This window comes from Acinetobacter sp. YH12058, from assembly GCF_013419805.1.
Lineage (GTDB): Bacteria > Pseudomonadota > Gammaproteobacteria > Pseudomonadales > Moraxellaceae > Acinetobacter > Acinetobacter towneri.
The window spans coordinates 1-12,483 of sequence record NZ_VOZL01000013.1 but is presented as its reverse complement, the minus strand read 5'-3'; the positions used below and the strand labels follow the sequence as shown (position 1 = coordinate 12,483).

The window sequence follows — 12,483 nt, the reverse complement described above, 5'->3', positions numbered from 1 at the left end:
TAAATACATAGCCCAAAGCTCACTTTGGGCTTTTTTTATAGAGCGATAGTCCGCTCAGGCTCTCCTTGTTTTCTCCATAAAATTCACAATTCACCTCAATTTCCACCATCATTTATCTTGAGTATTTGACTAATTTGGACACATCTACCCCATATTTAAAACTGAAGGTAAGTCGCATGAAAAAATTACTCAGCACCTTAGCACTGTCTTTAAGCGCAATCATGGCAACATCGGCTATGGCAGCACCCGACCATCGTTATGATGATCGTCGTCATCAAGCGAGTGCCACCTATAAACATCACGACAAGCGTTGGGACAATCCACGTCATCATGCACAGTGGGAACAAAAGCGTTATGATCAAAAACGCGTGAATCCAAGTCGTGACTGGCGTGTAGGTCAAAACCTCCCACGCGGATATGATGCGAACCGCTACAAAGTCAGTGATCGTGAAGCACGTCGTTTACCCAACACAGGTCGTTATCAGCAGTGGTATAAAGTCAACGGTGACTATGTGCTGATTAATGAGCGCACCCAGCGTATTATTCGTATTATTGGCTAAAACCGTTCAGCCTGAGCTGAAAAATAGCATTTCTCCACAACACCTGAAGCACCATTCAGGTGTTTTTTTATATTTAGTCTTCCGCTGCAGAATTTTTTGATTAGAATCAAAGACAGCACCATCGATCATTACAGCAGGCCAACGAATGACTCCAACTGAAAACCCGCACAGCACAACCTTACAATATGTGCATTGGTTTAGACATTCTGCGCCTTATATCAATGCCCACCGCAATAAAACCTTTGTGATTATGTTCGATGGTGAAGCGGTTTTGCATGAAAACTTTCAGCACATTATTCATGATATTGCCCTGCTACACTCACTTGGTATTCGCCTGATTTTGGTACATGGTGCGCGCCCACAAATTAATCAAAACTTAAAATTCAGCCAAATTGATACGCCGTTTCATTTGCAACGCCGTGTCACCACCCGCGAATCTTTATCTTGTGTCATGAATGCTGTTGGTTCAATTCGCCTGCAAATTGAAGCTTTATTGTCGATGGGGTTAGCGAACTCCCCTATGTACGGCGCACGGATTGATGTGGTGTCGGGTAACTTTATCACCGCCAAACCGTATGGCATTCGTGATGGGGTCGATTATCAACTGACTGGCGAAGTCCGCACTGTAGATGTCGATGCCATTCAACGCCATTTAGAAAATCATAATATTGTGTTGCTCGGTCCAACAGGTTATTCCACCACAGGTGAAGTGTTTAACTTGTTGGCTGAAGAAGTGGCAACTAAAACTGCCATTCAATTAAAAGCTGACAAACTGATTTTCTTAGGCGCGCAGCACGGTTTGCAGAATGCCGAAGGTCAATTGCAACGTGAAGTTCATCCGCAACATTTAAATCCATATATTGAAGATGCTCAGCGACATCATCCTGAATTGGCTTTACACTTAAATGCAGCCCAAGATGCCTCATTAAACGGCGTACATCGGGTACATCTCATTTCCTATGCCTACGATGGTGCTTTACTCGAAGAACTGTTTACCCGTGATGGTTCAGGGACGATGGTGAGTGATGCACATTATGAAGAAGTGCGTACGGCCAATATTCAGGATGTAGGCGGTTTGATTCGTTTATTACGTCCTTTAGAAGAAGAAGGCGTGTTGGTATATCGTTCACGTGAGCGTCTGGAAAATGAAATTGGACAATTTGCAGTGATTGAACGTGACGGCATGATTCTCGCCTGTGCCGCCTTGTACCCCATTCCGACCACAGGTCATGAACTCAAGTCGGCCGAAATTGCCTGTGTCGCGGTGCATCCTGCTTATCGTAAATCCAACCGTGGTCGCCAAATTCTGGATTATTTAGAAGATAAAGCCAAAACCATGGGTATTCAGCAATTATTTATTTTAACCACTCGCACCGCACACTGGTTTTTAGAACAGGGCTTTGCACCTGCCAGTGTCGATGATTTACCCGATGCACGTCAGGCTTTATATAACTATCAACGCAACTCAATTGTGTGTAAAAAACGGCTCTAAGCGAAACTTTTGGTACGCTGAATGACACAGCACAATCAAAACCCAGAAATGTTTCACGTGGAACATGCTGCCGATTAAATCAGGTCATCACACCTATACCTGTCAGCACGGCAGTGTAGGGATGATCAAAATTGGCAGCACTCACACCACTGTTTAGTTTTTTTAAATAAAATTGATACAAGACAGAAGAAAACTTCACTTTTACCATTTATAAATAAAATCAACAAACGCTAATCATTTAGTCAAAAAATACATGAGCAAATATACTCCCCAACCCTAATTGGTTTTTTGACTGATTGCATAGCTAAACTACAGAATAAATTATAAATATTTTAAAAATACATCTTTTAATGATGCACAAGACTGACGATTTGCCGTACAATTAATAATTCCCTTTTTTCATTGTTTTAAAATTACGAATGGAACAAAAAAAGAGTACACAAAAACGCCATCAGCTTCTCAATGCTGCACTCGACGTATTTTCCTTATACGGGTTTAGCGGTGCAAGTTTGGATGAAATCGCACAAATTGCAGAAATGCATAAGTCGAATATTTTCTATTATTATGAAAATAAAGAGGCGCTCTATGTTGAAGTACTGACCACAGTACTACAAAAATGGCTTGCGCCTTTACAAATGCTTGAAGCCGAACTTGAGCCAGAAGAAGCGATTACCAATTATCTGTTACAGAAAATTGAGGTTTCCCGTACTCAACCGAAAGCATCACGTCTATTTGCTTTAGAAGTGATTCAAGGTGCGCCACATATTCAGGAAATTTTAAAAGGTCCTCTGAAAAAACTGGTAAAACGCAAAGCCAAAGTCATTACCATGTGGCAAGAACAAGGCAAACTGTCGAAACAGATTGACCCTGAACTGCTCATTTTGAATATTTGGGCCATTACCCAAAACTATGCTGACTTTGCCACACAAATGGAAATGGTCACAGGTAAAACCTTGCGTAACCGCAGTATGCTGCAACGCGTTTTACAACACACGGTTCACATGATGTTGTACGGTATTGTGCCTCGTCAGGACGAAATCAATGCTACAGAAGCAACTGTTGTCACGGCTGAACCAGCACAGGAAGCGCAAGAATAATCGCGCCAACCTGAACAAATATCCGAATTTAGCTCACGACCCTAGTTTTTACTCGGGTCGTGGCGTTTTGGGCAACTGTATTACTTAACACTTTGATATAACGATAATAATTTTTGTGCGCCTAGCAACAAGTTTTCTTCCCAGTCTAAATGTGCCGTATCATTGGCACCATCGGTAATATATTTGACCGACAACATGCGCACGCCTAGTTTTTTACAGACTTTGGCAATCGCATAGCCTTCCATATCGACCAGCTGACACGGCACTTTCGGTGTCCCCGTTTCAAAACTATCGCCTGTACCGCAAATTCCGTTAGGTAAATGCTCAAAATAGCGTTCCAGCTCAATTTCTGCAGGATGCTCCTGATCCATAGGCGTCACCCCCACCTGAAAACCCAACGGTGAAACATCCATATCTCGCTGTACAAACTGACTCACTTCCACCAAAGCATGCGCATCAAAATGGGAGCTGCCCGCAGTGCCTAAATTGAGCAAGGTTTTACAGCCTGTTTTCTGAATCACTTCAAAGGCTTTAAATGCGGCATTCACTTTACCAATGCCACTGTAATGCACCTGAATCCCAGCTTGCTCAAACAAGCCTTTAGACTCACTGGGCAATGCCATAATTAAAGCAAAATCAGAATTCATAGCCATCTACTCGTGCAGTTCATTAAAACCGCCCCATTAGAAAAGAAATTTGAATGCGGTGCAAACCCGATTGCGATTTGCAGATTAAATTGTCGGATTTTGCCTGATTTTTCGATAATTTTTCAGGTTAAAAACACAACAACAAGACGAAAGCGCGAGAATATGGCAATATATAGCTCTTACAAATTTTCAACTTTCATTCGACCATGCAGCTGCTCCGCCTGAATGCTTTATCTTCTACCACCGACTTAGCTCAAACTGCCGTGACCATTGGCAATTTTGATGGCGTGCATGTCGGTCATCAGGCGATGATTCAACAACTCAAAGCAGTGGCTGCCGCACAACAACTAAAAACGGTGGTGATGCTATTTGAACCACAACCACTGGAATTTTTTAAAGGTTATGATGCCCCGCCACGTATCAGTTCTTTGCGGGAAAAAGTCGAATATCTGACTGAATTGGGCATCGACTATATTGCCGTGGCCAAGTTTGACAATCACTTCCGTAGTTTAAATGCTGAAGCCTTTGCCCACCTTTTAAAAAATAGCTTAAATGCCACACATTTAGTTTTGGGTGATGATTTTCATTTTGGCAAAAACCGTCAAGGCAACAGTGACTTTTTACGTAACTTTGGTTTTCAAGTTACCAATTTAAGCACTGTAAATTTATCGGGTGAACGGGTCAGCTCCACACGTATTCGCCAAACCCTACAAGCAGGTGACTTGGCTCTCGCTGCACAACTGCTCGGACGTCCTTATAGTATTACCGGACGCGTACAATATGGCGATCAAATTGGTCGTACCCTAGATTTCCCCACCATTAACGTACGTTTAAACCGTCATCGTCCTTGTTTAAACGGTATTTATGGCGTTGAAGTGGTCTGCGAAACCACCTCCTTAACCGACACAGTCAGCAATGCACATCCTAGCAAAACAGGTGTTGCAGGCTACAGCCCAAACAGTTTATTTGGTGCAGGGCATGTCGGAACTCGTCCTGCCATCAAGCAAGAACATCCCGAATGGCGATTAGAAGTACATTTCCCCAATGTTTCTGCTAATCTGTATGGCTTGTTAATGCGGGTCACGTTTTTAAACTATTTACATGGCGAAAAAAACTACCCTTCGCTTGAAGCACTTAAAGCGGGAATTGATGATGATGTTGAAAAACTTCTTGAATTTCGACAAGATCATCCAAATTTCCCTTTTTAATTTTACCCTGAATATTTAATGTAAAACGCGTCAGTCCATGGGCTGATTCAACTGGAAGACAACTTGCATGAGCGATAAGCAAACTCCTGAAAATGCAGTGGATTATAAAGCCACGCTAAACCTCCCAGGTACTGAATTTGCAATGAAAGCAAATCTGGCAGTACGTGAAGCGAAATGGTTAGAAGAGTGGTATGCTGACAACATTTATCAGCAGATTCGTGCATCGCGTATTGGCAAGAAAAAATATGTGCTTCACGATGGCCCTCCATACGCCAATGGTCAAATTCACTTAGGTCATGCGGTCAATAAAGTCCTAAAAGACATCATTATTAAAAGCCGTGTCATGGATGGCTATGACGCACCTTATGTTCCAGGTTGGGACTGCCACGGTCTACCAATTGAGCTCAAAGTAGAAGAAAAAGTCGGTAAAGTTGGCGTTAAAGTTGATGCCTCAACTTTCCGTAAAGCCTGCCGTGAATATGCTTACACACAAGTTGAATTACAGAAAAAAGACTTCGTGCGTATGGGCGTATTTGGTGATTGGGATAACCCTTACCTCACCATGAATTTCAAGCAAGAAGCCGACATCGTACGTTCACTCGGTGCGATTGCTAAAGCAGGCCATATCGAACCTGGTCTAAAACCTGTGAATTGGTGTCTAGATTGTGGTTCTGCACTGGCAGAAGCCGAAGTTGAATATGAAGATAAAAAATCCGATGCGATTGATGTCGGTTTTGCTGTTGTTGATTTAGCCGATTTATCTGCACGTTTGGGCGTTCAAATTACCGATGCAACAGATATCGTGATTTGGACCACAACACCGTGGACATTGCCTGCTAACCAAGCTGTTGCCTTGCATGCCGAAATTGAATATCAATTGGTAAAAGCACGTAGCGATGAAAAAGCAGCACAAAACTTTATTTTAGCCAAAGAATTAGTACAGTCTGCAACTGAACGCTATGGCTTTAGCAGCTATGAAGTGTTGGCTGACTTCACAGGTGACAAACTCGAAAACCTGATCTTACAACATCCACTGATTCAAGCACGCCAAGTACCTGTGATTTTAGGTGAACACGTGACCGCAACAAGCGGTACAGGTGCAGTACATACCGCGCCTGGACATGGTGTGGACGACTATAAAGTTGGCTTACAATACAACCTAAAAGTTGACAATCCTGTCGGTGGCAATGGCGTATATTTACCTACTGCACCAATCTTTGCAGGCGAACACATCTACAAAGCCAATCCACAAATTATTGCGACTTTGGCAGAAAACAATAAGCTGTGGGCACATCACCCAATCAAACACAGCTATCCGCACTGCTGGCGTCATAAAACTCCAATTATTTTCCGCGCTACACCACAATGGTTTATCAGCATGGATGCCAAAGGTTTACGTCAAGGCGCACTGAATGCGATTGAAAATGACATCAGCTTTGTACCTGATTGGGGTAAAAACCGTATCCAAGCGATGATTGAAGGTCGCCCAGACTGGTGTATTTCACGTCAACGTACTTGGGGCGTGCCAATTCCATTCTTTGTACATAAAGACACCAACGAATTGCACCCACGCACACCTGAATTGATCGAAGAAGTTGCAAAACTGATCGAGCAAGAAGGGATTGATGGCTGGTACAACCGTGAAGCCAAAGACTTCATTGGTGATGATGCCGAGCACTACAATGCAGTACGCGATACATTAGACGTATGGTTCGACTCAGGCACGACCCACTACGCCGTACTACGTGAGCGTGAAGAGTTACAAGACCCAGCCGATTTATATCTTGAAGGTTCAGACCAACACCGTGGTTGGTTCCAATCTTCATTACTCACCTCGATTGCAATCAATGAACGCGCACCATACAAAGGCTTGTTAACACACGGCTTTGTGGTGGATGAAAAAGGTCGCAAAATGTCGAAATCGTTGGGTAACATTATTACCCCACAAGACATTATTAAAGACATGGGTGCAGACGGCCTACGCTTCTGGATTGCATCGGCAGATTATCGCTATGAAATGACCGCAGGTAAGGAAATCTTTAGCCGTGCCTCTGACGGTTATCGTCGTATCCGTAACACCTTGCGTTTCTTGTTGGCCAACTTAAATGGTTTCAAACCCGCTACAGATGCACTGCCTGTAGATCAGTTGATTGCACTGGATCAATACATCCTGCAACGTGCCGCAGAAGTACAGAAAACCATTCAGCAAGCCTATGAAGATATGAACTTCCATATCGTGACCAGTGCACTGACCAACTTCTGTATTAATGACTTGGGTGGTTTCTACCTCGATATCATCAAAGACCGTCAGTACACCACCAAAGCAGACTCGCAAGCACGTCATTCTGCACAAACCGCTTTGTATCACTTGGTTCAGGCTTTCGTTCGCTGGATGGCACCAATCTTAAGCTTTACTGCACAAGAAGCATGGCCGCTAATTCCTGAGCAATCAGAAAAATACGTGTTCACTGCAGAATGGTATGACATTCCAGTGGCTTCTGAAGCCAACATCTTGGCAGAAGCGGAATGGCAAACCCTAATTGCAGTTAAATCTGCCGTCAATAAATTCATTGAAGCTGCACGTACTGCCAAAACCGTTGGTTCCAACCTGTCTGCTAAAGTTGAGCTTTGGGCGAATGACGAACTCAAAGCCGTATTGGATAAACTAGGCGATGAGCTGCGTTTTGTTCTGATTACTTCACAAGTGATTGTGAATAGCTTTGATGCTGCACAAGGCGAAGCCTCTGATTTAGATGGCTTGAACGTGAAAGTTTCTGCAGCAGATGGCGAAAAATGCGTACGTTGCTGGCATGTACTCCCTGATGTGAATACACATTCTGCACATCCAGGTTTGTGCTCACGTTGTATTATCAACCTTCCAACAGGTCAAGGCGAAGAGAGAAAATATGCCTAATCCACAACACAAAAAGGGCTTATTCCAGTTCTATCCACATAATTTATGGTGGGTGGGCTTGTCCATTGTCGCGATTATTCTCGACCAATGGACCAAATGGATTGCAGTATCGCATCTGAATTACGCAGATCCAGTGCCTGTATTGCCCTTTTTGAATTGGACTTTACTGCATAACTATGGCGCTGCCTTTAGTTTCTTGTCCGATGCAGGTGGATGGCAACGTTATTTCTTTACCTCACTGGCAGGTTTAGTGTCTGTAATTTTTGTATTTTGGCTAATGCGTATGCCAAAAAATGTCATCGTACTGCCTTTGGCGATTGCCTTGATTTTAGGCGGTGCGATTGGGAATTTAATTGATCGGGTCAGTCTTGGCTACGTGGTCGATTTTATTCACGTGTACTACAACAACAGCCACTTCCCTGCCTTTAATATTGCAGACAGTGCCATCACACTTGGCACCATTCTGCTGTTAATTGATACGTTTTTCCTAGAAAAGCACCGAATTGAACGAGCGCAGGCGCAACATGACTGAAATTATTAATCCAAATGATGAAACTCGTATTGAAGATGGCTCAAAAGTCGAATTGCACTTTTCTGTCGCCATTGAAAATGGTGTAGAAATTGACAACACCCGTAGCCGCGCTGAACCTGTAAGTTTGGTCATGGGCGATGGCAGCCTATTACCCGGTTTTGAAAAGTCATTATTTGGTTTATGTGCAGGTGACCGTCGTACCGTGAGTCTTCCACCTGAAGAAGCATTTGGTCCATGGAATCCTGAAAACGTACAAACTTTTGATACGGTTAAATTTGAGCAACGTCCAGTTGAAGGACACATGATTGAGTTTGAAGATAAAGCCAAACAAAGCCTCTATGGCGTGGTGAAATCTGTCAACGATGATGTGACTGAAGTAGACTTTAACCACCCTTTAGCGGGTAAAAATATTACCTTTGAAGTTGAAATCTTTAGAGTGACCCCAGCAGGACAACAAGGTATTAAGTTGATGTAATCAATTTGCATACTTACTGCATCTTTCTGCTGTTCAAATCTCCCAAGTACAAGAAAATGAATTTGGGAGATTTTTTATTGAATAAGATAATTATTAAATATAATCAAATACTTAAAATTAAATAAATCCAGTTTATTGATCTATATTTTACCGATATATCGTTGTACGTTTTAGCTTACATGCACTGCAGAAAATTGACGCTAGGCAAAGATCAGCTTTCATTTTATATTTAACACATACAGAAACAGGATGTTTCTAAAAGCAAGAATAACAATAATAAATAATATAACGGCAGGACGCTGAAAGGTATAACAGGAGTAATACCTAAACATAAATCTGAAAAAGCCCCGACATGATGTTGGGGCTTTTTTCTATTTGTTTTTTGTCCTACTTTGAAATAAGTTTAGACCTGAAGAAATTTATTTTATGGAGCCACCAATTTAAGCAATCTGGCAGATTGACCATCTTCAATCACCCAAATATTGCCATCCTGTGCTTGAAGTACGCCACGAATCCGCTGACCCATCTCGATACGCTGTAACTCCCGAACAGGCTGTGCTTGCGTATCCACCACAATAATTGCTTTTGAAGATAAACCACCAAGAATGGCTTTATGCTTCCAATGTGGGAATACATCTCCCGTATAAAACATCAAACTTGAGTGAGATGACTGGCGTCCAATCCAGAACAGGGGCTGTAAATTCAGGACGAGTTGCATGGTCTGGAATGGGCAACCCATTATAATGATCACCATTCGACACCAACGGATAGCCATAGTTTTCGCCCTTGACAATCAGATTCAACTCATCGCCACCTTTAGGTCCCATTTCTGCAACCCAAAGCTGCCCTGCGGGATCGAATGCCATGCCTAAAGGGTTGCGATGCCCCAAACTCCAGACTTGCTTGGCAATCTCTCCATGTGTTTGAAATGGATTGTCTAAAGGGGTTGTGCCATCTGCATTTAGACACAAAATTTTACCTAAATTAGATTTTAAATCCTGAGCAGGTTCAAACTTTTGTCGCTCACCAGAACTTATCCATAATTTGCCATCTGCACCAAACTTTATACGATGCGCATAATGTCCTTGTCCCGATACTTTCGGCACTTGCTGCCAGATTCTTTGAGTTTTGGCGTGGGTTTAGCATCTAATACAAGCTTGCCCCGAATCACGACTGCACCGTAACCACCCGTACCCACTTCGGCATAACTTAAATAAATCTGCTGATTCTGTTGAAATTCAGGATCTAAAATGACATCACCCAAACCACCTTGTCCGCCATAGGCGACTTCAGGGATAGCTTGAACATCTAAGCTTTGACCTGTTTTTGGATCAAAAAGTTTTAATTTCCCCGCTTTTTCTGTAATTAATAGGCGTCCATCGGGTAATTCTGCCAATGCCCACGGCTCATTAAAATCTGCAATTGGCTGTATTTGATAGCGTTGTAAATTTTGTGCAGAAGTTGATTTTGACTCTAAAGCAGCCGTGTTCTGTTTCGGCTCAACTTGCGCATTACACCCTGTAGTTAAACCCAATACAACTAGACATATAAATCCATAGTATTGCCGATTTATCTTGAGCATCCTAATTGCTCCTCTATTCACAATCTTTGCTTGTGCTAATCAAGACATCATAATCAATGAAATGTACCTCGTGCACAGTAGAAATGTAGCGATACACACTTTCTTACTTAAATCTTCTACAAAGTGAATAGGCAAAAAATTAAGGAGCAATGCTCCTTAATTTCAAAGTCCCAAAACACTAACGATCAATTAACTATAAGATCGGCTGGCTTTTTTAACCACGCTTGGCTCACTCACCACCTGTGATGTACTTTGTAAACGAATCAGTGCTACTGCAATTGCACCAATCACTGCAGGAATCGCCACCGCCAAAAAGTTCATTTTATGTGGTAAATCCATGCCCAAAAGTACGCCAATAATAATAGGGCCTACAATCGCACCGACACGCCCCACTGCAGAAGCACAGCCGATACCTGTAGAACGAATCGTAAGTGGATAATACTGAGCAACAAAGCTATACAATAAAATACTGCTGCCAATGGCAGAAGCACCTGCTAAGCCCACCAATAAATAAATCACAGGCTGTGGTGAATTAAAGCCTAGACCCACTAGAGAGAATGCGCCCAATAAAAACATGCCAATAATCACAGGTTTTAAGTGGAAACGGTCTGCTAAAATCCCGCCACTGATGGTTCCGATCACAGCACCAATGTTCATCGCCATTAAGAACATTAAACTGTTACCCAGCGAATAACCTGCTGCCATCATCAGTTTTGGCAACCAACTGCCCAAAGCATAAACCATCAACAAACACATAAAGAAGCAGCACCAAAACAGCAAAGTACTCATGCCACGGTTATTTTTAAATAAGGCTGCAATTGAGGCATCTGCGGTTTGTACTTCATTTAATACAAATTGTGTTTGTGGGCTGATATTTTCTTGTGGGCTAATTTGCTGGACGATGTGACACGCTTTTTCATGTTGCTGTTTTTTCACCAAAAAAGTTAAAGATTCTGGTAAGAAAAACCACAATAAAGGCAAAATAAGTAACGGTAATCCCGCAATATAGAACATCACTTCCCAGCCAAAGCTAGGCGTCAACCATGCACCAAGTAAGGCTGCCATAATGCCGCCCACGGCATAGCCGCTGAACATGGTGGTAACTAAGGTACTACGCATTTTTTGTGGTGCATATTCAGAGGTTAAAGCCACGAGGTTAGGCAATACCCCGCCAATCCCTAAACCTGCAATAAAACGTAAAATACCAAACTCTGTTGGGTTGGATGCAAAGCCGCCCCAAAAAGTAAAGCCACTAAATAACGTCACACAAATTAATATGACATTTTTACGGCCAATTTTGTCTGCCAACATGCCAAACAGCATGGCGCCAAACATCATGCCTGCCAGTGCCGTACTCGCAAGCATACCTGCCTGTACAGCCGTCATATTCCATTCTTGCATCAGTAGTGGTAAAGCCACACCGTTAATCGCCAAATCATAACCGTCAAAAATAACGACAAATACGCACCAAAGTACAATTTTTAAATGAAAAGGTTTAAACTTTGCTTGATCCACTACAGCATTCACATTCATTGTTGTTGCTGTCATTTTTCCCTCACCTCCAATTGTGAGCTTTTTATTTTATAAAAAATGAATGGTTATTCACTTTTGTATATAAAATGAATCAATATTCACTTTTTGTCTACAGCAAAAACTTAACTCTGGTTAATTTTCTTAAAAACCTAGACTAAAGTTGTAGATAAATTCGACTAAATAGACTTGCAGTAATTTATGATATTTTGATATATGCTATATTTTTCACATAATTTATTATTGTAAATATATTGTTTTAAACTTCTTTCTTCTACTTTTCTTCTTAATATTTTCCTTTCCGTATAAAAAACACCCCCAACGCTAGTTGAGGGTGTTTGAATAATGAGCTGGCGATGACTTACTCTCACATGGGTAACCCCACACTACCATCAGCGCGAAGAGGTTTCACTTCTGAGTTCGGGAAGGGATCAGGTGGTTCACTC

Annotated in this window: 10 protein-coding genes, 1 rRNA gene and 1 pseudogene; 7 read left to right on the top strand and 5 right to left on the bottom strand. The window is 42.2% G+C overall.

The genetic code is table 11. From position 1 onward, the window contains the following. The first annotated feature begins 176 nt into the window (after positions 1–176). The 3 genes from FTU09_RS08870 to FTU09_RS08860 all read left to right on the top strand — a co-directional run bounded on the left by FTU09_RS08870 (position 177) and on the right by FTU09_RS08860 (position 3,149). Positions 177–560 carry an RcnB family protein gene (locus tag FTU09_RS08870; RefSeq protein WP_004974051.1) on the top strand — a complete coding sequence of 128 codons (384 nt, stop codon included), beginning with the start codon at positions 177–179 and terminating at the stop codon, positions 558–560. A gap of 145 nt (positions 561–705) precedes the next feature. Next, positions 706–2,052, top strand: a complete 1,347-nt coding sequence (gene argA / locus FTU09_RS08865) for an amino-acid N-acetyltransferase (protein WP_004974049.1) — start codon at positions 706–708, stop codon at positions 2,050–2,052. Positions 2,053–2,471: 419 nt separating this feature from the next. Further along, positions 2,472–3,149, top strand: coding sequence for a TetR family transcriptional regulator C-terminal domain-containing protein (locus tag FTU09_RS08860; protein ID WP_104852769.1), 678 nt, complete (start codon positions 2,472–2,474; stop codon positions 3,147–3,149). A gap of 80 nt (positions 3,150–3,229) precedes the next feature. Here the strand turns inward: FTU09_RS08860 and FTU09_RS08855 are convergent, their stop codons facing one another. Next, positions 3,230–3,796, bottom strand: a complete 567-nt coding sequence (locus tag FTU09_RS08855) for a hypothetical protein (RefSeq protein WP_004974047.1) — start codon at positions 3,794–3,796, stop codon at positions 3,230–3,232. Between the two features lie 206 nt (positions 3,797–4,002). On the opposite strand from FTU09_RS08855, the gene ribF reads away from it, so the two are divergent. From ribF to FTU09_RS08835, 4 genes are all read left to right on the top strand, one after another. Then, complete coding sequence (gene ribF / locus FTU09_RS08850) at positions 4,003–5,004, top strand: riboflavin biosynthesis protein RibF (protein ID WP_131261250.1); 1,002 nt, start codon at positions 4,003–4,005, stop codon at positions 5,002–5,004. 67 nt (positions 5,005–5,071) lie between these two features. Continuing rightward, positions 5,072–7,918 carry an isoleucine--tRNA ligase gene (gene ileS, locus FTU09_RS08845; RefSeq protein ID WP_180061288.1) on the top strand — a complete coding sequence of 949 codons (2,847 nt, stop codon included), beginning with the start codon at positions 5,072–5,074 and terminating at the stop codon, positions 7,916–7,918. After that, entirely contained in the window at positions 7,911–8,450 is a 540-nt protein-coding gene (gene lspA, locus FTU09_RS08840; protein ID WP_004974039.1) for a signal peptidase II, read from the top strand. The genes ileS and lspA overlap by 8 nt, the downstream gene beginning before the upstream one ends. Beyond that, on the top strand, positions 8,443–8,925 hold the full coding sequence (locus FTU09_RS08835; RefSeq protein ID WP_180080014.1) for a peptidylprolyl isomerase: 483 nt from the start codon (positions 8,443–8,445) through the stop codon (positions 8,923–8,925). Before lspA ends, FTU09_RS08835 begins: the two co-directional genes overlap by 8 nt. Before the next feature lie 424 nt (positions 8,926–9,349). Here the strand turns inward: FTU09_RS08835 and FTU09_RS13865 are convergent. The 4 genes and pseudogenes from FTU09_RS13865 to rrf all read right to left on the bottom strand — a co-directional run. After that, positions 9,350–10,031 (bottom strand): annotated as a pseudogene (locus FTU09_RS13865) (PQQ-dependent sugar dehydrogenase). Next, positions 9,989–10,507 carry a PQQ-dependent sugar dehydrogenase gene (locus FTU09_RS13860; RefSeq protein ID WP_257226854.1) on the bottom strand — a complete coding sequence of 173 codons (519 nt, stop codon included), beginning with the start codon at positions 10,505–10,507 and terminating at the stop codon, positions 9,989–9,991. The pseudogene FTU09_RS13865 and the gene FTU09_RS13860 overlap by 43 nt, the downstream one beginning before the upstream one ends. A gap of 189 nt (positions 10,508–10,696) precedes the next feature. Then, a complete protein-coding gene (locus FTU09_RS08825) occupies positions 10,697–12,055 on the bottom strand; it encodes an MFS transporter (RefSeq protein WP_180080012.1) in 1,359 nt (452 codons plus the stop codon). A gap of 330 nt (positions 12,056–12,385) precedes the next feature. Next, positions 12,386–12,483: ribosomal RNA gene (gene rrf / locus FTU09_RS08820) — 5S ribosomal RNA — on the bottom strand; the annotation flags it as partial.

Excerpts from the sequence above, each read along its gene's own strand:
- FTU09_RS13860 (WP_257226854.1), bottom strand. The coding sequence starts at position 10,507 with ATGCTCAAGATAAATCGGCAATACTATGGATTTATATGTCTAGTTGTA.
- FTU09_RS08870 (WP_004974051.1), top strand. The coding sequence starts at position 177 with ATGAAAAAATTACTCAGCACCTTAGCACTGTCTTTAAGCGCAATCATG.
- ileS (WP_180061288.1), top strand. The coding sequence starts at position 5,072 with ATGAGCGATAAGCAAACTCCTGAAAATGCAGTGGATTATAAAGCCACG.
- FTU09_RS08855 (WP_004974047.1), bottom strand. The coding sequence starts at position 3,796 with ATGAATTCTGATTTTGCTTTAATTATGGCATTGCCCAGTGAGTCTAAA.
- argA (WP_004974049.1), top strand. The coding sequence starts at position 706 with ATGACTCCAACTGAAAACCCGCACAGCACAACCTTACAATATGTGCAT.
- FTU09_RS08835 (WP_180080014.1), top strand. The coding sequence starts at position 8,443 with ATGACTGAAATTATTAATCCAAATGATGAAACTCGTATTGAAGATGGC.
- FTU09_RS08860 (WP_104852769.1), top strand. The coding sequence starts at position 2,472 with ATGGAACAAAAAAAGAGTACACAAAAACGCCATCAGCTTCTCAATGCT.
- lspA (WP_004974039.1), top strand. The coding sequence starts at position 7,911 with ATGCCTAATCCACAACACAAAAAGGGCTTATTCCAGTTCTATCCACAT.
- FTU09_RS08825 (WP_180080012.1), bottom strand. The coding sequence starts at position 12,055 with ATGACAGCAACAACAATGAATGTGAATGCTGTAGTGGATCAAGCAAAG.
- ribF (WP_131261250.1), top strand. The coding sequence starts at position 4,003 with ATGCAGCTGCTCCGCCTGAATGCTTTATCTTCTACCACCGACTTAGCT.